This window comes from Microbacterium fluvii, from assembly GCF_025515205.1.
Taxonomy (GTDB): Bacteria; Actinomycetota; Actinomycetes; order Actinomycetales; family Microbacteriaceae; genus Microbacterium; species Microbacterium fluvii.
Genome location: NZ_JAOPFX010000001.1, coordinates 1,554,510 through 1,576,928, shown reverse-complemented (window position 1 = coordinate 1,576,928; position 22,419 = coordinate 1,554,510). Strand labels below are relative to the sequence as shown.

Genomic DNA, 22,419 nt, shown 5'->3' with positions numbered 1-22,419 from the left:
TCGAAGCGTCAGATCCAGCTCTGCATCCAGTTGTGCAGCTGCCAGAACTCATAGGGCACGCTGGTCGCGGTGAGGATCGGGTACCAGAACGCCGAGATCGCGACGGCGACCACGAGGAACACCATCACGACGCGCTGGCCCGATATGCGGCGGGAGGCCGAGTCGTCGGGGCGCCCGGCGACGTCGCGCAGCGCGAAGGTGAGGGCGAGCACCATGAAGGGCACGATCGCGATCGTGTAGAACTGGAAGATCGTGCGCTCGGGGTAGAGCAGCCACGGCACGTACGTCGCGGCGATGCCGGTGAGCACGACCGCGTGCCGCCAGTCGCGGGCGACGACGAACCGGTAGGTCAGCCACAGCACCGCCGCCACGCCCGCCCACCAGATGAGCGGATTGGGCATGCTGTAGATGTTCTGCACCAGGTCGCCGTCCTGCTGGTAGTACATCGAGGTCGGGCGGGTCAGCAGCGGCCACTGCCACGCCGGTGAGGCGTAGCTGTGCCCCGAGGTCAGCCCCACGTGGAAGCCGTACATCTGCTCGTGGTACGCCCACAGGTTCTGCAGCGGCAGCGGCACCCACGACCACAAGCCGCTCCACGGCGTCTCGTCGAGGGCGTGCCGGCCGTACCCCCCGTCGGTCGTGAGCCAGCCCGTCCACGAGGCGAGATAGACGAGAGCGGCCACCGGCACGAACAGCACGAAGTCCACGAGACCCTGACGGACCGCATCCATCGGCCAGAACGTCACCCCCAGGCGCCTCCGCGCGAGCGCGTCGGTGACCACGAGGTAGATGCCGAGGGCGGCCGCGACGTAGAGTCCCGACCACTTGACGGCGGTCGCCGCCCCCACGGCGAGACCCGCCGCGATGATCCAGGGGCGGTTCCACAGCAGCGGACCCCAGGCGGGAGGCGTCTCGGCTCGCGCTCCGATCGCCCGTGTCAGCCGCGGGAGGTGCCGGCGTCTGTCGAGCAGCACGAACCAGAACGCCAGCACGGTGAAGAAGGCGAGGAAGATGTCGAGCAGCGCCACCCGGCTGAGCACGATCGCGAGGCCGTCGACGGCCAGGAGCACCCCCGCGACGCTCGCGAACGCGATCGAGCCGGTGAGGTGGCGGGCGACGAGGTAGACGAGCAGCACGAGGGCCGTGCCGAACACGGCCGGCATGAAGCGCCAGGCGAGGGCGGTGTCGGGGCCGAAGAGGGCGAAGCCGATGCCGATGAGGAACTTGCCCAGCGGCGGATGCACGACGTAGCTGCCGTCGGCCGAGAAGATGTCGGTCTCTCCGGCGAGGAAGCGCTCGTCGGCGCCCTCGGGCCAGGTCGAGGGGTATCCGAGATTCCACTGCGTCCAGGCGTCTTTCGCGTAGTACGTCTCGTCGAAGATCAGCGCGTGCGGGTGGGCGAGGTTCCAGAACCGCAGGATGCCTGCCAGCAGCACGATGAGGGTCGGCGCGAGCCAGCGCCACAGCCGCACGCGCCGAGGGTCGGCGGCGATCTGCAGTCGCACGCGGTCGAGCAGCGGCAGGCGCTCCGCGTGCTGGGCGGGGGCGGTCGTCGTCACCGCCCCAGCCTATGCTGGGGCGGTGATCATCCTCGCCGCGACGCCGATCGGAAACCTCGGCGATGCCTCCCGCCGCCTGGTCGAGGCGCTCACCGAGGCGTCGGTGGTCGCGGCGGAGGACACCCGCACGACCCAGCGCCTGCTCGCCGCGCTCGGCATCGACAACAGGCCGCGGCTGATCGCGCTGCACGACCACAACGAGAAGCAGCGGGCGGCCGAGATCGTCGAGCTCGCGCGCGGCGTCGACGTGCTCGTGCTCAGCGACGCGGGCATGCCCACCGTCAGCGACCCTGGATACGGCCTGGTCGCCGAAGCCGCCGCGCAGGGGGTCACGGTCACCGCGATCCCCGGCCCCAGCGCCGTGCTGACGGCGCTGGCGGTCTCGGGCCTTCCCACCGACCGCTTCACGTTCGAGGGGTTCCTCCCTCGCAAGCAGGGGGAGCGGCGCTCCGTCTTCCGTGCGCTGTCGGCCGAGCAGCGCACGATGGTGTTCTTCGAGGCGCCGACCCGGGTCGCAGCATCCCTCGCCGACATGGCCGATGGCTTCGGCGCCGACCGTCGGGCGGCGGTGTGCCGCGAGCTCACCAAGTTGCATGAGGAGGTCGCCCGCGGCACGCTCGCCGAGCTCGCCGCGTGGGCCGAGGCGGGCGCGCGGGGCGAGCTCGTGATCGTCGTGGCGGGGGCGCAGGCACGCGAGGTGGCGTTCCCCGACGCCGTCACGCAGGTGCTCGAGATCGTCCGAGACGGCGGACGGCTGAAGGATGCCGCTGCCGAGGTCTCGGCGCACACCGGGCATTCGTCCCGTGAGCTCTATCAGGCGGCGCTCGCGGTCAGGAACTGACGGCGAGCGCCGCCTGAAGTCGAGGGATCAGCCCTTGACGGATCCGGCCGTGAGGCCGCCCACGATGTAGCGCTGGAGTGAGAAGAAGAGCACCAGCACGGGGATCGAGGCCAGCACCGCACCGGCGGCGAAGATGCCCCAGTTGGCCGAGAGCTGGTTCGACACCCACTGGAACATGCCGACCGCGAGCGTCCAGTTCTGCTCCGAGACGAGCACGATCTTCGAGATGATGTAGTCGCCGAAGGCCGCGATGAAGGCCAGCAGGGCGACGACCGCGAGGATCGGGGTCACCAGCGGCATGATCAGCCGCCAGAAGATCTGGGCGTGGGTGGCGCCGTCGATCTTGGCCGACTCGTCGATCTCGATCGGGATCGTGTTGAAGAACCCGTACATGAGGAAGGTGTTCACGCCCAGCGCGCCGCCGAGGTAGATGCAGATGAGGGCGATCTTCGAGTCGATGCCCAGCGCCGGGATCACCTCTCCGAGCGAGAGCAGCATGAGGAAGATGGCGACGAACGCGAGGGCCTGCGGGAACATCTGGATGATCAGCAGCGCCGTCAGGCTCGTGCGGCGCCCCTTGAAGCGGAACCGCGAGAACGCGTAGGCGGCGGCGGCTCCCATCATGACCGCACCCACCGCGGCCGAGATGCCGACGATGAGGGTGTTGGCGTACCAGGTCCAGTAGCGGGTGTCGCCGAGCGCGGCGTAGTTCGACAGGTCGAAGGCCGAGAACATCGCGGTCGAGGCGGCGAGGCTCCCCTTCGGGTTGAACGAGGCCGACAGCACGTACAGCAGGGGGAAGATCGCGTAGAACAGGATCACCAGGGCCAGCAGGTACTTCCAGCCGACTTCGAGCAACCAGCGGCGGTTCTGACCGGCCCGCCGCTTCTCCCGCGCAGGGGAGGCGGAGGTGGCAGGGGCCTGAGTCGTGGTCGCAGACATCTCTAGAACTCCTCGAGCTTCTTGGTCTGGCGGAAGGCGAGCGCGGCGATGATTCCGACGACGATGAACACCAGGATCGACAGGGCGCTCGCCAGGCCGTAGTCGGCGGCGCCTCCCGAGACGCCGGAGATGTCGTAGATGGCCGAGATCAGGATGTCGGTCGCACCCAGGGCATATGGCGCCCCTGGTATCGCGGGCCCGCCGTTGTTGAACATGTAGATGATCGTGAAGTTGTTGAACGCGAACGCGAACGACGAGATCAGCAGCGGCGCGGTCGACACGAGAACCAGCGGCAGGATGATCGAGCGCATCTGGCGGAACTTGCTCGCGCCGTCGATGGATGCCGCCTCCAGCGCGTCGGCGGGGAGGGCCTGGATGGCGCCCGTGCACACGAGGAAGAAGTACGGATACGTGAGCCAGATGTTCACGAAGAGCACGGCGCCTCGAGCGAGCCACGGATCGCCCAGCCAGTTGATGTTGGCCCCGCCGAAGAACAGCTCGTTGATGATGCCGAACTCGGCGTTGAACATGCCGCGGAACAGCAGCGCCGACATGAAGGCGGGGAAGGCGTAGGGCAGCACGAACAGGGTGCGCAGGATCTTGCGACCTCGGACGCGCGGATCGTTGTAGATGATCGCCATCACGAGGCCCATCGCGAACGGCACGAACACCGAGAGGATCGCGAAGGCGAAGGTCCAGGCCGTGACCATCGCCAGCGGCTGCACCATCGCGGGGTCGGTGAACAGCCGGGCGAAGTTCTCCCAGCCGACGTGGGCGACCCAGCCGGTGGGAAGGGTCGTGCCGTCTTCGGCGACGAAGTTGCCGTGATCGTCTGCGGTGTAGACGGTGCCGCTGGTCGTGTCGGTGATCGTCTGCGCCTCTGCGTCCCACACCATCGTCGAGGTGTACACGGCGCCGGTGCTGCCCTCTCGGGTGCGGATCGAGCCGTCGTTCGGGTCGTCTGAGACGGGCACGCGCAGATCCTGCACGGCGGTGGCCATGTCGGGGTCGCTGATGAGCTGGTTGCGGGGGACGATCGTCCACCCCGGAACCTCGGTGGGGGCGCCGGAGTCGCCGGTCGTGGCGACGGTCTCGAGAGGCTGCTCCTCGCTGCCGACCTTGACCTCGCCCTCGTCGTTGATGGCGAAGCCGAGCGTGTCGCCCTGCTCGACGACGACGAGCGGATAGGTGGGGGAGCCCTCGACGCGGCGCTCGCCCTGGATGAGGGCGGCCTGCACGGCCTGCTCCTGCGTGCCGACGTGGCCCGTGCCGTAGTTGGTGAAGGCGATGTAGGCGGTGTAGCCGAAGATGAAGACCTGGAAGACGAAGAGGAAGACGAGTCCGGGGAAGAGGTACTTCAGCGCGATGGGGCGCTTGGAGAAGTAGATCCAGTCGGCGGCGACGACGATGAGCACCATCGCGCCGACGACGATCCAGTTGCCGGCTTCGATGCCGGCGATGATCGTGAAGATGCCGAAGGCGTTGATGACGGCCAGCAGCAGCACCTTGACCAGAAACGCCCAGCCCATGCCCTTCCAGTTGCGCGCGTGGGATTCGCGGGCGGCGGGGGGTGTCGAGTCGTCGCCGGAGGGCGTGGGTGGTGCGGCGACCGTTCCGTTCGGCGTCGACATGGGCGTCTCCTTCGTGGGACGAGTTGGGTTCAATGTAGCGGGGGCAGGATGCCGAGGCACCCTGCCCCCGCGCGTGTCATCAGCCGAGCGCCGAGTTGAGGTCGTCGATCATCTTGTTCCACGTGCTGACCGGGTCAGCGCCGTCGATGATCTGCACCTGAGCGGCGTTCCAGAGGTCCCAGACCGAACCCATCTCGGGGATCGAGGGCATCGGCACGCCGTTCTGCGACGAGGCGAGGAAGCCGGCGATCACCGGGTCGGACGAGACCTTCTCGGCGACCGTGCTCCACGCGGGGATGCGCGGGTCGGCGTCGTAGAGCGCCTGCTGGGCGTCTTCGGTGGCGATGTAGTTCACGAGGAACTCCTGGGCGACCAGAGCGTTCTTGCTCTGCGAGCTCAGGTAGAAGCCCTGCACGCCCACGAACGGCGAAGCGGTCTCGCCGCCGGCCGAGGGGATCGGGCTGACCTTGATGTTGACGCCGTCTGCGGTGAGCGCCTCGACGGCCCAGGGGCCCTGCACCGTGAAGGCGGCCTTGCCGCTGGCGAACAGCTCGTTGTTGATGTCGTAGTCGACAGTCGTCGAGATGTAGCCGGTGCCCTTCTTGCCGTTGTCGCTGAGCCACTGGGCGAACGCCTCGCCGGCCTCGCCGCCCATGCCCACCTCGGTGGTGTACGAGCCCGACGAGTCCTGCACGAACACCGGGGCGCCGAACGACGTCTGGAAGCCGTACATCGTGTAGGCGTCACCGGTCTGGCCGGCGGTGTTGATCGCGATCGGACGCTCGGCGCCTGCGGCATCCGCCTGCGCGACGAGGTCGTCCCACGTGGCGGGAACGTCTTCGCCGACCAGGTCGGTGTTCTGGATGAGCGCGATGGTCTCCAACGAGTAGGGCAGCGCGTAGAGCTGGCCGTCGTAGGTCATCGCGTCGAGGGCGACCTGCTCGAACGAGCTGGCCTTGTCGCCGAGGTCGATCGTGTCGACGACACCGGCGGCCACGAGGGCGCCCAGCCAGTCGTGCGCGCCGATCGTCAGGTCGGGGCCGTTGCCGGTGGGGACCTGGTTGATGAAGTCGGTGCGGATGTCGTCGAAGTTCTTCTGGACGAGCTCGATCTTGCCGCCCGTCTCCTCTTCGAAGACCTTCGCGGCCGCTTCGATCGCCGGCTTGCGGTTCTCGTCGGTCCAGATCGTCAGCGTCACGCCGGAGGCGTCGATCGCCGTGTCCTCTGACTCGGTGGCGGTGGGGGTGCTGCTGCCCGAGCAACCGGCCAGCAGAAGGGTGCCCGCTGCGAGTGCAGCGATGCCGATACCCAACTTGCGCATGGATTTTCCTTCCATAGGGTGGACGATCCGACGCGGCCTCTGTGCGAGGTCGCGTCGTCACGACCGATGGTGGGTGTCACGGCCGGTCAGCCGTGACGGGTGTTTCTCTCAGTGCTGCTGATTTGCGAGTCTCCCCGCGTGAGAGTGGTCGGTCAATGACCACCCCCTTCGGCTGTGTGCGGCTGACGGAGGACGGCGACGTCCCCACCCGGCAGCACCAGCTTGTCCTCGGTCTGCTCCTGCGTCAGCAGGTTCAGGCCCGAAGCAGGCAACGAAACCGTCTCGGTTCCGTGATTGATCACCACGAGGAAGTCGGCGTCGTCGCCGTGGCGACGCACGGTCTCGACCCCCTCGGGAAGTCCGGCGGGAGCGACGCCGGCGTCGGCGTAGACCGCGGTCATCACTGCGGCCAGGCCCGCCGCATCCGGTCGGGTGCCCACGTACCACCCGGCGCCCGCGCCGTGGACGTTGCGGGTGACGGCGGCGCGCCCGGCGGCGGGGCCGTCGAGATAGGTGCCGCGCACCTCGGCCGTCGTGAGCGCGAGGTCCTCCTGCCATACGTCGGCGGGGTAGGTCGCGCCGGCGAAGGAGATCTCGGCGACATCGCCCTGACGCAGCGGCAGGTGCTCTTCGACGGTGAGGCCGAGCGCGGGCTCGAGCGGGGCGGCGAACCCGCCCTCGTGCACGGCGTCGTGCTCGTCGACCACGCCGGAGAAGAACGACACGACCAGCGTGCCGCCGGCTTCGACATAGCGGTTGAGGTTGTCGGCGTCGGCGCGGCTCAGCAGGTACTGCGCGGGGGCGACCACGAGTCTGTAGCCGGAGAGGTCCTGGCCGGGCAGGGCGAAGTCGACCGTGATGCCGTCGCGCCAGAGCCGCTCGTAGTAGGCGCGGATGCGCTCATCGTGGGTGACGTCCTCCGACGGGCGCCATTCGAGATCCTGCGCCCAGAACGACTCGAAGTCCCACAGGATCGCGACGTCGGCGTGCACGCGCGAACCGCGGATGTCGGAGACCCGGCCGAGCTTGGCACCGAGGTCGACGACCTCGCGGAAGACGCGCGACGAGGTGCCGGCGTGCGGCAGCATCGCGGAGTGGAACTTCTCGGCGCCCGACCGGGAGGCGCGCCACTGGAAGAAGAGGATGCCGTCGGCACCGCGGCCGAGGTGCGACAGCGAGTTGCGGGCCATCTCTCCCGGGCGCTTGGCGACGTTGCGGGGCTGCCAGTTGACGGCCGACGTGGAGTGCTCCATGAGGATCCACGGGGCGCCGCCGCCGACCGAGCGGGTGAGGTCGGCGGCGATGGCCAGGCCGATCTCGCCCTCTTCGTCGGCCGCCCACAGGTAGTGGTCGTCCGAGACGATGTCGACCTCGCGGCCCCACGCCCACAGGTCGCAGCCGTTGTGCTGGTTCGCCATGAAGTTCGTGGTGATCGGCCGGTCGCTGTGCGCGCGGATCGCGTCGCGCTCGGCGATGAAGCACTGGCGCAGCTGGTGGTCGGTGAAGCGGGCGAAGTCGAGACGCTGGGCGGGGTTGACGACGGAGGGTGCGGCCGCCGGCGCGCCGACGTGATCCCACTCTCCGTAGTGCTGACCCCAGAAGGCGGTGCCCCACGCGGCGTTGAGGGCGTCGAGCGAGCCGTAGCGCTGCTGCAGCCAGAGGCGCCACTCCCGCACGGAGTGCGCCGAGTAGTCCTCGCCCACAGGGACGCCGAACTCGTTGTGCACGTGCCACAGCACGACGGCGGGGTGGTCGCCGTAGCGCTGCGCCAGCTCGGAGGCGATGCGCACGGAGGCTTCGCGATACGCGGGGGCGGAGTGCGAGGCCATGCCGCGCGCGCCGAAGCCCATCACGACGCCGTCGCGCGTGACGGCGCGGGCGTCGGGATGGTGGGCGAAGAACCACGCGGGGGGAGAGGCGGTGGGAGTGCCGAGGTCGACGCGGATGTCGTTCGCATGCAGCAGCTCGATCACATCATCGAGCCAGGAGAAGTCGTACTCGCCCTCGCGCACCTCCAGGAGGCCCCAGGAGAAGATGCCGATGCTGACGAGGTTGACCCCCGCCTGCTTCATGAGCTCCACGTCCTCGAGCCACGTCTCGCGGGGCCACTGCTCCGGGGTGTAGTCGCCGCCGTAGGCGATTCCACCCAGGTCGGGCCAGGCGGGCGTCGAGGTCATGAAGACCCTCCTTCGGATCAGGGGGCGGGATCTCCGCCGGACTCTCACGGTCACCTGGCTCTCTTCGCCAACTGTGACCGGTCCCAGTGTTACGTACGTGTTTCCGGATTGCAAGGTCAGACCACATGCCGTTATCGAACTGTGACCGGTCCCACCCTCGCGCCGCCGACGATGTAGAGTCACGAGTCATGGAACAGTCGCCGGAGTCCGCCGACGGACGCCGGCGCCCCACGATCCGCGACGTCGCGGCGGCGGCGGGCGTCTCGCGCGGCACCGTCTCGCGCGTCATCAACGGCGGGCACTGGGTGTCGCCCGACGCGCGGGCGGCCGTCGACGACGCCATCCGTCGCACGGGGTACACGGCCAATCACGCGGCACGCAGCCTCGCCACCGGGCGGGCGAACTCCGTCGCGTTCCTGCTCACAGAGCCGCAGCATCTGCTGTTCGCCGACCCCACCTTCGCGCTCCTGCTCCGGGGGGCCACCGAAGCGCTCGCCCAGCGGTCGATGACCCTCGTGCTGCTCATCGCCGACAGCCCCGCCGAGCGCGCCAATGTCGAGCACTACGTGCGGGCCGGCCACGTCGACGGCGTGCTGCTGATCTCGTCGCACGAGTCCGACCCGCTGCTGGCCTCGCTCATCGCCGCGGGAGTGCCGACCGTGTGCACCGGCGTTCCCCTGGGCGACCGCATCCACGTTCCCACCGTGTCGGTCGACGAGGTCGAGTCTGCGCGCGTCATGACGCGCTACCTCCTCGAGCAGGACTACCGCAGGATCGCCATCATCACGGGCCCCAACGACACTCCGGGCGGTCGCCACCGGCTCGACGGATTCCGCGAGGTGATGGGCGACCGGTTCGACCCCGGGCTGGTCGAGCAGGACCGCTATGACAGCGAAGCTGGCGCTGCCGCCATGACGCGGCTGCTCGAGCGCGCGCCCGACATCGACGCCGTCTTCGCCGCGTCCGACATCATGGCCGTCGGTGCGACCGCCGCGGCCCGCAAGCTCGGCCGGCGGGTGCCGGAAGACCTCGCCATCGCGGGCTTCGACGACTCCGGGCTGGCCGAGACCCACGATCCGCCGCTGACGACGATGCGACAGCCCTGGCCGGAGATCTCGACGATGATGGTCGAGATGGTGCTCGACCTGATCGCCGGTCACCCGCGCGAGTCCGTCGTACTGCCCACGACCCTCGTTCGACGCGTCAGCGCCTGAGCCCTCGCCTGGCCGGCCACGTCATACGCGAAGCGGCGGCATCCGCGCGAACTAGAATTCACTGGTGACTTCCGGCCGCTCCTTCTACATCACGACGCCCATCTACTATCCGAGCGACGTGCCCCACATCGGCCACGGCTACACGACCGTGGCGGTCGACACCCTCGCGCGCTGGCACCGCCAGTCGGGCGACGACACCTGGATGCTGACGGGCACCGACGAGCACGGCCAGAAGATGCTGCGTGCTGCCGCGGCCAACGGCGTCACCCCGCAGGAGTGGGTCGACAAGCTCGTGACCGAGGCGTGGTTCCCGCTGCTGCAGACCCTCGACGTGGCCAACGACGACTTCATCCGCACGACCCAGCCGCGTCACGAGGAGCGCGTGCAGAAGTTCGTGCAGGCGATCTACGACCGCGGCTACATCTACGCCGGCGAGTACGAGGCGCTGTACTGCGTGGGGTGCGAGGAGTTCAAGCCCGAGTCCGAGATCGTCGACGGCACCGGCGCCTTCGAGGGGCTCAAGGTCTGCGCGATCCACTCCAAGCCGCTGGAGCTGCTGCAGGAGAAGAACTACTTCTTCAAGCTCAGCGAGTTCGGCGATCGCCTGCTCGAGCTCTACAAGACCCAGCCCGACTTCATCCGCCCCGATTCGGCGCGCAACGAGGTCGTCTCGTTCGTCAAGCAGGGTCTGAAGGACCTCTCGATCTCGCGGAGCGCCTTCGACTGGGGCATCGAGGTGCCGTGGGACCCGTCGCACGTCATCTACGTGTGGGTCGACGCGCTGCTCAACTACGCGACGGCGGTCGGCTTCGGCGAGGATCAGGCCGAGTTCGCGCGACGCTGGCCGGCCTATCACGTGGTCGGCAAAGACATCCTGCGCTTCCATGCCGTCATCTGGCCGGCGATGCTGATGGCTGCCGGCCTCGACGTGCCCCGCGGCGTCTTCGCGCACGGCTGGCTGCTGGTGGGCGGTGAGAAGATGTCGAAGTCGAAGCTCACCGGCATCGCACCCACCGAGATCACCGACGTGTTCGGCTCCGACGCGTACCGGTTCTACTTCCTCTCTGCCATCGCCTTCGGTCAGGACGGCTCGTTCTCGTGGGAAGACCTCTCGGCCCGCTACCAGGCCGAGCTCGCCAACGGATTCGGCAACCTCGCCTCGCGCACGACGGCGATGATCGAGCGCTACTACGAGGGCGTGCTGCCGCCCGCGGCCGACTACCTCGAGGGCGACCTCGAGATCCAGAAGGTCGTGGCGGATGCGGCTGCCGCCGCCGACGACGCCATCGAGCGATTCCGCATCGATGAGGCGATCTCGGCGATCTGGACGATCGTCGATGCGCTCAACGGCTACATCACCGACAACGAGCCGTGGGCGCTGGCCAAAGACGACGCACAGCGCGCGCGCCTGGGCACTGTGCTGTACACGGCGGCGGAGGGCCTGCGTGCGCTCGCGGTGCTGCTGTCGCCGGTGATGCCGATCTCGACCGAGAAGCTGTGGATCGCCCTGGGTGCCGCCGAGGCGATCGGCCGCCTGCAGGATCAGCCGCTGCGCGAGGCGGGTCGGTGGGGGGTGCTGCGCCCCGGCACGTCGGTCAACGGGCTCGCGCCGCTGTTCCCCCGCGTCGAGCAGTCGGTATGACCGATCCGAGCCAATACGTGCGGCAGCGCGAGAAGGGCGCGCGCGATGTGACCTACCCCGACGCGCCCGAGCCGCTCGCCGTGGCCGTGTACGACAACCACGCGCACCTCGAGATCGAAGACGGCCCTTCGGCCGGCTCCGGCACCGGCGGCCTGTCGCTCGACGAGCAGCTCGACCGCGCCGCCGCGGTCGGGGTGGCCGGCGTCGTGCAGGCCGGCGGCGACATCGACTCGAGCCGATGGTCGGCGTGGGCGGCGGCATCCCATCCCCGGGTGCTCGCCGCCGTGGCGATCCACCCGAACGAGGCGCCGGCCTATGCCGAGCAGGGAATGCTCGACGAGGCGATCGCCGTGATCGACGAGCTGGCGGCACAGCCGCGCGTGCGCGCGATCGGCGAGACGGGACTCGACTTCTTCCGCACCGGCGATGAGGGACTGCCGGCGCAGTTCGCGAGCTTCGAGGCGCACATCGCGCTGGCCAAGAAGCACGACATCGCGATGCAGATCCACGACCGAGACTCCCACGACGCCGTTCTCGAGACCCTCCAACGCGTCGGGGCGCCCGATCGCACGGTCTTCCACTGCTTCTCGGGCGACGCCGAGATGGCCCGCATCGCGACCGGGCGCGGGTGCTACCTCTCGTTCGCGGGCAACATCACCTTCAAGAACGCGCAGAACCTGCGCGATGCCCTCGCCGTGACGCCGCGCGATCGCATCCTCGTCGAGACCGACGCGCCGTTCCTCACGCCCACGCCGCACCGCGGGCGCCCGAACGCGCCCTACCTCGTGCCGGTGACGGTGCGCTTCATGGCGGCCGAACTCGACGTCGACATCGACGAGCTGTGCGCGCAGCTGGCGGCCAACACGCTCGCCGTCTACGGCTCGTTCGACGACTGAGGGCGCCTGAGCCGGCGACTCACCCCTCCCGCACCGGCGGGGCGGCGGCGATGGCCGTGATCGGTCGCCACACGATCGCGAGCGTGAGTGCGGAGCCGGCGAAGGCGAACCACCAGGGCGCCGTCAGCCCGAAGCTCTGGGCGAGCAGGCCCCCGATGAACTGCCCGATCACGAGCCCGCCGAACACGCCCACCATGTTCACCGACGCGATGCGTCCCTGCAGCTCGAGGGGAACGAGCCGCTGACGCACGGTCGTCGAGATCGTGCCCCAGACGAACGCATACAGACCGAAGCCGAACATGATCGCGAACGCCACGAGCGGCGAGGTCGTCAGGGCGAACCCGAGGTGCATGAGCACCTCCGCCGACAGGCACACCCGCATGAGCGTCGAGAACGACACGTGGCGCTCGAGCCACCCGAAGGCGAACACCGAGATCATTCCGCCCACGGCGGTCGCGGTCGTCAGGGCGCCGTAGCCGACCGGCCCCAGTCCCAGCCGCTCGGTGGCATAGAGCACGAGCACGCTCCAGGGGGCCGCCCAGGTGATGTTGAACACCAGGATGATGATCACGAGGGTGCGCACCGGGGCGTTGTGTCTGAGCCACGTCAGGCCTTCGCGGATGGCGTGCGTCGTGGCCGTGCCTGCGCCTCGGTCGGGGACGGGAGTGTGCGCGATCCGAGAGATCAGCACGACCGCCAGCGCGACGCACAGCACCTGCAGCAGGAACGGCCAGAACGACCCGAGCGCGAACAGGAAGGCACCCAGCGGCGGCCCCGCGAGCTGATTGGCGACGAGGTATCCGGCCTGCATCCGCGCGTTCCCGATGCCGAGGTCGGCGGGGCCCACGAGCATCGGCAGCAGCGTGCTGCCGGCCGAGTCGGCGAAGACCTCGGCCGTGCCGTAGAGGAACGCCGTGGCCAGCACCATCCACACGGTGGCGTGGCCGGTCACCAGCACGGCGACCAGCGCGAGCACGATCACCGCACGCAGGCCGTTGGCGAGCATCACGAGCCTGCGCCGGTCGTGCCGGTCGGCGACGGCCCCCGCGAGCAGGCCGAACAGCAGCCAGGGCAGGTACTGCATCATGGCGCCCGCCGCCACCAGCAGCGGCGACGAGGTCAGTGACGCGATCAGCAGCGGAGCGGCCGCCAGAGCGATGCCGTCGCCGAGGTTGCTCGTCCACGACGACGCCAGCAGCCACCGGAAGTCCCGGCCCAGACGCCGGGGCGCGATGAACTCCCCGATCACCTCGTGAACAGCGTCTCGGTCTGCTCCAGCTCCATGCCCTTGGTCTCGGGGATGCGCCAGGCGACGTAGACGAACGAGAGAGCCGCGAACACCGCGTACATGCCGTAGGTCGCCGGCAGCGACCAGCCGCTCATGGCGGGGAAGGTGACCGTCACGAGGAAGTTCGCGATCCACTGGGCGCCCGCCGCCACGCCCAGCGCCTTTCCGCGGATGCGGCTCGGGAAGATCTCGCCGAGCAGCACCCACACGAGCGGGCCCCACGACGCACCGAACCCGACCACGAACACGTTCGCGGCGACGAGGGCGATCGGCCCCCACGCTCCGGGGAGCGACACGTCGTCTCCCGTGCCCTCGGCGAAGACGAAGGCCACCGCCATCGTCGCGAGCGACACCGCCATCAGCACCGATCCGGTGAGCAGGATCGGCTTTCGCCCGATGCGGTCGACGAGGAAGATCGCCACGAGGGTGACGAGCACGTTCGTCACGGCCGTCGCGACGCTGATCGTGAACGAATCGCTCTCGTCGAACCCGACCGAGGCCCACAGGCTCGTCGAGTAGTAGAAGATCACGTTGATGCCGACGAACTGCTGGAACACCGACAGGATGATGCCGATCCAGACGATGCGCTGCAGCCCGAACACCGGCCCGCGCAGCGAGACGCCGGCGTTGCGCCGGTCGGCCTCGATCGCGGTCTGCAGGTCGCGCATCGTGTGCTCGAGATCGGCGGGCGGCACGAGGCGCTCGAAGATCGCGCGGGCCTGGTCCGACCGCCCCTGCGCGATGAGGAAGCGCGGCGACTCCGGAACCGTGAACGAGAGGATGCCGTAGACCGCCGCCGGGATCGTGCCGACGAGGAACATCCACCGCCACGCCTCCATGCCGAACCACAGCACCTCGTCGGCGCCGCCCGCAGTGCCCGCCAGCAGGGCGTCGCTCAGCAGCGCCGTGAAGATGCCGAGGGTGATCGCCAGCTGCTGCAGCGAGGCGAGCCCGCCGCGGATCTGGCGAGGGGCGACCTCGGCGATGTAGGCGGGCGCCACGACCGAGGCGATGCCGATGCCCAGGCCCCCGATCACGCGCCAGAGCCCGAGGTCCCACACCGAGAACGCGAACGCGGCCCCGATCGAACTGGCGAAGAACATCACGGCGCCCAGCAGCATGACCTTCAGCCGCCCCCACCGATCGCTGAGGTTGCCGGCGAGCACGGCGCCGACGGCGCAGCCCAGCAGCGCGACGGCGACGACGAACCCCGTGACGACGTCGTTGAGGCCGAAATCCTGCTGGATCGAGTCGACGGCGCCGTTGATGACCGACGAGTCGAAGCCGAAGAGGAATCCGCCCACGGCGGCCGCGATCGACAGCGCGATCGCACGGCGGCCGTAGGGGCTGCGCAGCGAGAAGGCGTCGGAGGGGATCGTGCCGGAGTCGCTCATCCTGTCACCCTAGTGACGGCTGCTGACCCCCGCGAGCCACGCCAGCATCGCCGACCGCGAGTTGCCGTCGTCGATCGCGGTGTCGGGCAGTGCGTCGAGAGCCGCGGCGGCCGCGGCGGCCGCTTCGTCACCGCCGAGCGCCGAATACATCAGCACATAGTCGCCGAGCGCGCGGGGGAACGCCGCCGCACCGCCCGCCTCGTCGACGGCGCGCGCCACCTGCTCGGAGTCGCCGCCCAGGTACTGCAGGGCGATCGGCCCGAGCGGCAGCAGCTGGATGCCGAGGATCGCCGAGGGCTCCGCGCTGAACCACGTCGCGTAGTCGCGCTTGGCGCTCCAGCTGAGCGAGACGATCTGGTGGGCGTAGGGGGAGGGAAGCTCGGCGGGGGCGAGCCACAGGCTCAGCGCGGCCGCGGCTTCGACAGACAGCATCCACGTCGCCCGCGCCGCGAGATCGTCGTCGCCGGTCGCCGTTGCCCACAGCGCCAGACCGTTCCACGCGGCGACCGCCTCGGAGCTGGACTCCTGATTGTTGCCGTCGGCGAAGGGCGCCTGTCCGGACGCCCACGAGTGTCCGCGGTAGGGGTCGAAGACGCGCAGCGCCGGGATCTCGGGATCGACCGAGCCCGTCGCGACGTCGGCGGCGAGCGCATCGATCACGGGGGCGAGGTGCTCTGCCGCGTCGGGTCGGTACTCCACGAGGGCCGCGGCCGCGCTGAAGAAGTAGCCGTAGTGGAAGTGATGGTCGTTGCCCTGCTCCGAGCCGAACGACGGTGTGCGCCCGACGACCAGGTGCAGCGCGTCGTCGTAGACGAAGCAGCGTGCGCTCGCCGCCGAGCAGGCCGCTGCGTCGACCCACGGGTCGAGCTCCGTCTCGAGTCTGTCGGCGGTCCGTTCGGCGAGCGCCTCGTCGCCGAGGCCCCGCGCGATCGAGAGCAGGGCGCCCAGTCGCGAGAGCGCCTTGCCGCCGTAATAGATGTCGCCGGGTGCCGGCGCCGTGGCGTCGAGATCGGCCGCCACCTGGTCGACCAGCTGACGGCGATCGGCCGTGGGGAGTCCGGAGAGGTCGTACGAATCGGTGGGGGTGAGCGCCGCCGTCGACCAGGTCAGCTCGGTGCCCGCACAGGCCGTGGCCCGGCCGTAGGCGGTGTCGTACGTGCCGAGGCCGCAGTCGGGCCCGCCGGCGTCGTCGTGGCCGGGAAAGGACACCAGCACGGTCGACGAGGTGCCCTGGTAGGTCAGGCGTGTGCGGACTTCGGTGGGGCCCGTCGACCATGTGACATCGACGGCGGCGACAGGTGCGGCGAGCGCCGCGAGCCACTCTGCGGGATCGGCCCCCGGAGCGGGCGCGACGAACTGGGCCGTGCCACCGGCATCCATCCCGACGCTCGTCCCGCTGACGGCGGCGCCGGGGGCCGAGAGGGCGAAGACGGTGTCGTCGGCGGTCGCCGTCCAGCCTCCCGCGACGGGGGAGAGTTCCGCCCCCACGCGGAGGGTGAGCGCACGGGAGGCCGTGAACGCCACGACGGGGGAGCCTTCGGCGATCGTGAGGTCGCCGAGGTCGCCGGCGGCGTCCCACAGGCGCAGCGTCACCGAGACCGGGTCGTAGCGGACGATCTCGAATCCGCTCGCGCCCAGGTCGACCTCGAGGCCACCGGCGAAGCCCGCCGCGATCGTGTCGGCGGTCGCGGTGACGGCGGGCAGGTCGATCGCGAACCCGCCGCCGGTGACGGCGAACGCGATCGGGTACGGGTAGACCGGCTGCGGCGCCTCGCCGAAGGCGAGACCCGAGAACCACCGGCTGGTCGGCGGAGCGAGGCCGTCGGCGACGCGCACGGTCCCCGTGTCGGCGACGCGCTGCACAGGCAGCGAGGCGACGGTCGTGGGGCCGGCCGCCGGCCCCGCGTCGCGCATCGGGGCGCACGCCGTCGCCACGAGCGCCACCGCGATCGCGCCGGCCGCGCCGGCCGCGCGCAGGGCCCGCCTCATAGGCCGATCTTCCGCACGAAGTCGCCGAACGCGTCGGTGATGCCCGCCAGGGGGCCGTCGTCGCGCAGCTGCAGCGTCGCTGTCACCGGGGTGCCCGGCTGATAGAGGCCGCCGATCGCGTGCGCGGCCAGCGCCGGGCTCTCCACGACGATCGTGGAGCGGGCCGAGCCGCTGTCGGTCTCGACGTCGATCTCGGCGACGCGGCCCGAGATGCGCCGGTTGTCCGGCAGCAGCAGCTCCACCGTGCTGCCGGCCTCGACCCTGCCGTAGTCGCGGGCGGTCAGCTGGAACTGCGCCGCCACGGCCAGAGAACCGGCCTGGTCGATCGTCGCCAGCAGCTCTCCGGCCTGCACGAAGTCGCCGGCGGGCGCCAGCACCTCGGCGACGACGCCGTCGACGCTCGCGACGACCTCGTAGGTGCCGTCGTCGTCGACCGGCACGCCGAGGTCGTCGGCGGTGATCGCCTTCTGTTCGAGATCACGGGCGAGCTGCGGGCTGCGCACCGTGAACAGCGTGTCGCCCTGCGCCACGGTGTCGCCCGCCGAGACGTTCTGATCGACGACCGTGCCCGCATAGACGCTGCCCAGCGAGAACGCATCGGCGGTCATGGCGGCACTCACGCTGTCGGCCCTGGTCTGGCGCTGGGTGAACACGAGCGTGCACGCGCCGACGACGGCGAACACGACGAGAAGCCCCACGGCGAGGCGGATGCGGCCGGCCCACGTCATCGCGCACCTCCACCGGCGGCGACCGCTCGGGCGGCGGCGCGGGAGCGCGGAGCGTCGTCGATCAGGCGCGTCGCGGTGAGCGCCGGGACCGGCGCCGGAATGCGCGGCAGGGGGCGCGCGACGATCGTCGTAGGCGCGGGCGGCGCGGCGGCGGCCGGCGGCGCCGCCGCCCTCCGCACCGCCCGCCCCTCGCGCAGGGCGGTCGCGACGAAGGCTCCCAGGATCGCGGTGTTGGTCACGTTCCACGCGGTGGCGAGGGTCAGTGTGCCGTTCTGCACGTCGCGCCAGATCGCGACGACGGAGGTGAGTGCGAGGAAGACGAAGAACAGCACCTGCGGCACGATGAACTCGAACGGCGATCGGGTCGACCCAGACCCGGTGACGTGCCAGCCGACGTCTCGTCCGCACACGACGTTCCACAGCGCCTTCGCGTAGATCGGGAACGACACGGTGGCAAGCGTCAGCGTCTCCCAGCGGAACGAGCCCACGACGAACCAGGCGAGCACAATCTGCAGGACATAGAACCCCGCGTAGTACAGCAGCCACGTCACCGGGGTGATCGTGAGGTTCATCGGGCGCAGGTCGAAGTAGATCTCCAGCGGGGGCACGAGCAGCAGCAGGAGCGGGCAGATGCCGGTGAGGTAGAAGGTCGCGGTGACGAAGTACTGCACGCGCTGATCGCCGGTCAGGCGCCGCCGGGGGCTCAGCGGGTTGTGGGTGAGCAGGATCTCGAAGCCGCCGGTCGCCCACCTCAGCTGCTGCTTGCTGTAGGCCTCGATCGTCTCGGGGGCCTCGCCGACGGCGAGGATGTCGGCGATGTAGACCGAGCGCCAGCCGTGCTCGTGCAGGGTGAGCGCCGTCCACACGTCTTCCGACTTCGAGTCGGTGTGCATGCCGCCGATCTCGTCGATCGCGGCCCGGCGGAAGATCACGTTGGTGCCCACGCAGAAGGCCGCATTGAACCGATTGCGGCCGCGCTGCACGAAGCGGTAGAATACCGTCTGCATGAACGCCGCGCCCCTGGCGATGACGGTGTGCAGGTTGCCGTAGGCCTGCGGCGTCTGCACGAACGCGACGTTGCCGTCGATGAAGAACGGCACGGTCTCGACGAGGAACTCCGGATCGGGCACGAAATCGGCGTCGAACACGGCGAAGTACTCGCCCTTGGCCACCGACAGCGCGTGGTTGATGTTGCCGGCCTTGGCCCCGTTGGGGCTGAGCCTGCGGATGTACCAGGCGCCGAGCTGCTCGGCTGCCGCCCTCACCGCATCCGATCGGCCGTCGTCGAGCACCCACGTGCGGTGCGCGCCGCGCATCGCGACGGCCGCCGCGACGGTGCGGCGCACCGTGTCGATGTCTTCGCCGTACACCGTGACGAACACGTCGACGAGCAGATCGTCCGCGCCCAGTCGCATCGTGTCGTCGCCGAGATCGGCGGCGGGCATCAGCGTGCGCCTGGCCTCGTGATAGGGGAAGTCGCGCGGCTCGTATCCCGACGAGAGGATCGTCCACATCGACAGCAGCGCCTGCACGACGAGCACCGATTCGGCGACGATCACCAGGCCGTAGGGGAGCAGGTCGCCGCGGTGGCTCGGGTCGAGCAGGAACAGCGCGTAGGCGACGACCCCGAGCGTCGCGAGCACCGAGACGAGCACGAACAGGGCCGAGGTCTCGCTCACACGCACGGTGCGCCCGTTGCGATCGAATCTCGTCAGATGGGTTCGAGCCTCTGCTGGGATCGTCATCCTGTCCCCCCGGATCAGATGATCAGCGCCGCACAGGTGAGTGCGACACCTGTGTGCGAAGGCGACGACCGACCCGCCGCCCTTCCCGAGACCAGCATGCGCGCCGCGGCGCATCCGCGGTGTTCCGCGCGTGTGAACGCTGCGTGACGATTGGCTGGACGATCGCGCGCAGCCCGGTGGGTACTGTGGAGGCCATGCCCGTCTCCCTGCTCGGCGCCGCCGAGATCCGCGCGCTCGCCGCTGAACTCGACGTCACCCCCACCAAGAGGCTCGGGCAGAACTTCGTCGTCGACGCCAATACGGTGCGCAAGATCGTGCACGTGGCCGGCGTGCAGGCCGGCGAGCGGGTCGTCGAGGTGGGGCCCGGCCTGGGCTCGCTGACCCTCGCGATCCTCGAGACGGGCGCTGCGGTGACCGCCGTCGAGATCGACCACCGCCTCGCCGAACGGCTGCCGTCGACCGCCGCTGCCCACGGGGTCGCCGGGGGCGCCCTCACGGTCGTCGACGCCGACGCGCTGCGGGTCGCCGAGCTGCCGGGCGACCCGACCGTGCTCGTGGCGAACCTGCCCTACAACGTGAGCGTGCCGGTGCTGCTGCACTTCCTCGAGACGTTCGGGTCGCTCCAGCGCGGGGTCGTGATGGTGCAGGCCGAGGTCGGCGAGCGCCTCGCCGCCGCCCCCGGGTCGAAGATCTACGGCGCGCCCAGCGTCAAGGCCGCGTGGTACGGGCCATGGCGACTGGCCGGAACCGTCTCGCGGCAGGTGTTCTGGCCGGTGCCCAACGTCGACAGCGTCCTGGTCGCCTTCGAACGGGATGCCGTGGCCCGCGGCGACGACGACGAGCGGCGCCGCACCTTCCGCGTCGTGGACGCCGCCTTCCAGCAGCGGCGCAAGATGCTGCGCCAAGGGCTCTCCGGCCTGCTCGGCGGCTCGGCGGCGACGGCGTCCGCCGTGCTCGAGGCGGCAGGGGTGGCCCCCACGGCACGCGGCGAAGAGCTCGACGTCTCCGACTTCCAGCGCATCGCGCGCGCGGCCGATACGCTCGGAACGTGACCGATTCGCCGTACCTGTCCCGCGGGGGAGACCTCCTCCGGCCCTACGCCGCCGCATCCGATCGCTACGATCAGGCCACCTATCGCCGCGTCGGCGCCTCCGGGCTGCTGCTGCCTCCCATCTCGCTCGGCCTGTGGTGGAACTTCGGCGACAACATCCCGTTCGACAGCCAGCGTGCACTGCTGCGCCACGCCTTCGACCGCGGCATCACCCACTTCGACCTGGCCAACAACTACGGCCCGCCGTACGGGTCGGCCGAGACCAACTTCGGCCGGATGATGCGCGAGGACTTCGCGCCGTGCCGTGACGAGCTCATCATCTCGTCGAAGGCCGGCTACGACATGTGGCACGGTCCCTACGGCAACAACGGCTCGCGCAAGTACCTCATCGCCAGCTGCGAGCAGTCGCTGAAGCGCATGAGCGTCGACTACGTCGACATCTTCTATTCGCACCGCGTCGACCCCGACACCCCGATCGAAGAGACCGTGGGGGCCCTGGACACCCTCGTGCGCCAGGGCAAGGCCCTGTACGTCGGCATCTCGTCGTACAGCGCCGAGCGCACCGCCGTCGCGGCGGCCGTCGCACGCGACCTCGGCACCCCGCTGGTGATCCACCAGCCCTCGTACTCGATCCTCAACCGCTGGGTCGAAGACGGTCTCACCGGTGTGCTGCGGCAGGAGGGGATGGGGGCCATCGCCTTCACCCCGCTGGCGCAGGGCCTGCTGACCGAGAAGTACCTCGGCGACGGTACGGCGCAGCGTGCGCAGCAGCGCGCGTCGCTGCCGCAGCGTCGCGTCTCCGAGAAGGGCCTGGCGACGCTGCGCGGGCTCGACGTCATCGCCAAGGAGCGCGGTCAGACCCTCGCCCAGCTCGCGCTGCAGTGGGTGCTGCGCGACGGCGTGGTGGCCTCCGCGCTCATCGGCGCCTCGCGGCCCGATCAGCTCGACGAGAACCTCGCGGCTCTCGACGGCCCCGCGCTGACCACCGAAGAGCTCGAGCAGATCGACGCGCTCGCAGACGGCGTGGACCTCGACGTCGACCTGTGGGCCGAATCGACGACCCGGTGACGCTTCCCGCCACGCCTCCTCGCGTGCACGTTCGCGCCCCGGGAAAGCTCAACGTGTTCTTCGAGGTCGGCGGGGTGCACAGCGACGGCTACCACGACGTCGCGTCGGCCTATCAGGCCGTCTCGCTCTACGAAGACGTCTGGGCGCAGCCGGGCGACGATTTCACGGTGTCGGTCTCGGGGTCCGTCGACACCGCCGGCGTGCCGCAGGACGACCGCAATCTGGCCCTGCGCGCGGCGCGTCTGGTCGCCAGGGAGCTCGGCCACGACGGCGGCGTGCACCTCGAGATCGTCAAGCACGTGCCGGTCGCCGGCGGCATGGGCGGAGGCTCGGCGGATGCTGCTGCCGCCCTCGTGGCGTGCGATGCGCTGTGGGGCGGCGACCTCGGCACGCAGGGGCTGCATCGGCTGGCGGCGCGACTGGGCGCCGATGTGCCGTTCGCGCTCATGGGCGGCACGGCCGTCGGCACCGGCCGCGGCGACCAGCTCAGCCCTGCCCTCGCGAAGGGGCGCTTCGACTGGGTCATCGTGACGAGCGAGCACGGACTCTCGACGCCCGAGGTCTACCGGCACCTCGACGACCTGCGCGCCCGCACCGACATCGGCCCCGCCCCCGAGGTGCCCACCGTCGACGCCGGAGTGCTGCACGCGCTGCGCGCGGGGGATCCGGTCGCGCTGGCCGAGTACGTGCGCAACGACCTGCAGGCCGCGGCGCTGTCGCTGCGCCCCGATCTGCGCGAGCCGCTCGAGGCGGCGGAGAGCTCGGGCGCGCTGGCGGGCATCGTCTCGGGGTCGGGGCCGACCCTCGCGCTGCTGACCGCCGACGCCGAGTCTGCCCTGGAACTTCAGGTGACGCTGACGGCGACCGGATACCGCTCGCTGCACGTGCACGGTCCGGTGGCCGGCGCGCGCGTCATGGCCGGCTGAACGGAGA

Annotated in this window: 17 protein-coding genes; 7 read left to right on the top strand and 10 right to left on the bottom strand. The window is 70.1% G+C overall.

Annotation, left to right across the window (positions count from 1 at the left end; all coding sequences use genetic code 11):
* Positions 1-8: 8 nt before the first annotated feature.
* Positions 9-1,559, bottom strand: coding sequence for a dolichyl-phosphate-mannose--protein mannosyltransferase (locus OAW74_RS07315; RefSeq protein WP_262873638.1), 1,551 nt, complete (start codon positions 1,557-1,559; stop codon positions 9-11).
* Between the two features lie 22 nt (positions 1,560-1,581).
* Here OAW74_RS07315 and rsmI point away from each other — a divergent pair, with 22 nt between their 5' ends.
* Complete coding sequence (gene rsmI / locus OAW74_RS07310) at positions 1,582-2,400, top strand: 16S rRNA (cytidine(1402)-2'-O)-methyltransferase (RefSeq protein ID WP_262873637.1); 819 nt, start codon at positions 1,582-1,584, stop codon at positions 2,398-2,400.
* A gap of 27 nt (positions 2,401-2,427) precedes the next feature.
* Here rsmI and OAW74_RS07305 read toward each other — a convergent pair whose 3' ends face one another.
* The 4 genes from OAW74_RS07305 to OAW74_RS07290 form a co-directional block, all read right to left on the bottom strand.
* Complete coding sequence (locus OAW74_RS07305) at positions 2,428-3,342, bottom strand: sugar ABC transporter permease (protein ID WP_262873636.1); 915 nt, start codon at positions 3,340-3,342, stop codon at positions 2,428-2,430.
* 2 nt (positions 3,343-3,344) lie between these two features.
* Positions 3,345-4,973 carry an ABC transporter permease subunit gene (locus OAW74_RS07300; RefSeq protein WP_262873635.1) on the bottom strand — a complete coding sequence of 543 codons (1,629 nt, stop codon included), beginning with the start codon at positions 4,971-4,973 and terminating at the stop codon, positions 3,345-3,347.
* A 79-nt stretch (positions 4,974-5,052) separates the two neighbouring features.
* On the bottom strand, positions 5,053-6,294 hold the full coding sequence (locus OAW74_RS07295; protein WP_262873634.1) for a sugar ABC transporter substrate-binding protein: 1,242 nt from the start codon (positions 6,292-6,294) through the stop codon (positions 5,053-5,055).
* A gap of 152 nt (positions 6,295-6,446) precedes the next feature.
* Positions 6,447-8,471: a beta-galactosidase gene (locus OAW74_RS07290; RefSeq protein WP_262873633.1), complete on the bottom strand. Its 2,025-nt coding sequence runs from the start codon at positions 8,469-8,471 to the stop codon at positions 6,447-6,449.
* A 188-nt stretch (positions 8,472-8,659) separates the two neighbouring features.
* Between OAW74_RS07290 and OAW74_RS07285 the strand changes: the two genes are divergently transcribed.
* The 3 genes from OAW74_RS07285 to OAW74_RS07275 all read left to right on the top strand — a co-directional run bounded on the left by OAW74_RS07285 (position 8,660) and on the right by OAW74_RS07275 (position 12,223).
* Positions 8,660-9,685 (top strand): LacI family DNA-binding transcriptional regulator, encoded by a 1,026-nt coding sequence (locus OAW74_RS07285; RefSeq protein ID WP_262873632.1) that lies wholly within the window; start codon positions 8,660-8,662, stop codon positions 9,683-9,685.
* Positions 9,686-9,749: 64 nt separating this feature from the next.
* Entirely contained in the window at positions 9,750-11,327 is a 1,578-nt protein-coding gene (metG, locus tag OAW74_RS07280) for a methionine--tRNA ligase (RefSeq protein WP_262873631.1), read from the top strand.
* Complete coding sequence (locus OAW74_RS07275) at positions 11,324-12,223, top strand: TatD family hydrolase (protein WP_262873630.1); 900 nt, start codon at positions 11,324-11,326, stop codon at positions 12,221-12,223. Before metG ends, OAW74_RS07275 begins: the two co-directional genes overlap by 4 nt.
* A 19-nt stretch (positions 12,224-12,242) precedes the next feature.
* Here OAW74_RS07275 and OAW74_RS07270 read toward each other — a convergent pair whose 3' ends face one another.
* Genes OAW74_RS07270 through OAW74_RS07250 form a run of 5 tightly spaced genes read right to left on the bottom strand, consistent with a single transcriptional unit; the run spans position 12,243 to position 19,307 of the window.
* The gene (locus OAW74_RS07270) at positions 12,243-13,472 is read right to left on the bottom strand and encodes an MFS transporter (protein ID WP_262873629.1); all 1,230 of its coding nucleotides are present in this window, start codon (positions 13,470-13,472) and stop codon (positions 12,243-12,245) included.
* Positions 13,469-14,905 (bottom strand): sugar porter family MFS transporter, encoded by a 1,437-nt coding sequence (locus OAW74_RS07265; protein WP_262873628.1) that lies wholly within the window; start codon positions 14,903-14,905, stop codon positions 13,469-13,471. Before OAW74_RS07265 ends, OAW74_RS07270 begins: the two co-directional genes overlap by 4 nt.
* A 9-nt stretch (positions 14,906-14,914) precedes the next feature.
* The gene (locus OAW74_RS07260; RefSeq protein WP_262873627.1) at positions 14,915-16,894 is read right to left on the bottom strand and encodes a glycosyl hydrolase; all 1,980 of its coding nucleotides are present in this window, start codon (positions 16,892-16,894) and stop codon (positions 14,915-14,917) included.
* A complete protein-coding gene (locus tag OAW74_RS07255) occupies positions 16,891-17,622 on the bottom strand; it encodes an HlyD family secretion protein (protein ID WP_262873626.1) in 732 nt (243 codons plus the stop codon). Before OAW74_RS07255 ends, OAW74_RS07260 begins: the two co-directional genes overlap by 4 nt.
* A complete protein-coding gene (locus OAW74_RS07250) occupies positions 17,619-19,307 on the bottom strand; it encodes a glycosyltransferase family 2 protein (protein ID WP_262873625.1) in 1,689 nt (562 codons plus the stop codon). Before OAW74_RS07250 ends, OAW74_RS07255 begins: the two co-directional genes overlap by 4 nt.
* A gap of 254 nt (positions 19,308-19,561) precedes the next feature.
* Here OAW74_RS07250 and rsmA point away from each other — a divergent pair, with 254 nt between their 5' ends.
* The 3 genes from rsmA to OAW74_RS07235 are packed head-to-tail and all read left to right on the top strand — an operon-like array spanning position 19,562 to position 22,412.
* The gene (gene rsmA / locus OAW74_RS07245; RefSeq protein WP_262873624.1) at positions 19,562-20,419 is read left to right on the top strand and encodes a 16S rRNA (adenine(1518)-N(6)/adenine(1519)-N(6))-dimethyltransferase RsmA; all 858 of its coding nucleotides are present in this window, start codon (positions 19,562-19,564) and stop codon (positions 20,417-20,419) included.
* The gene (locus OAW74_RS07240) at positions 20,416-21,486 is read left to right on the top strand and encodes an aldo/keto reductase (protein ID WP_316250208.1); all 1,071 of its coding nucleotides are present in this window, start codon (positions 20,416-20,418) and stop codon (positions 21,484-21,486) included. Before rsmA ends, OAW74_RS07240 begins: the two co-directional genes overlap by 4 nt.
* Positions 21,483-22,412, top strand: a complete 930-nt coding sequence (locus OAW74_RS07235) for a 4-(cytidine 5'-diphospho)-2-C-methyl-D-erythritol kinase (RefSeq protein ID WP_378733550.1) — start codon at positions 21,483-21,485, stop codon at positions 22,410-22,412. Before OAW74_RS07240 ends, OAW74_RS07235 begins: the two co-directional genes overlap by 4 nt.
* Positions 22,413-22,419: the final 7 nt, after the last annotated feature.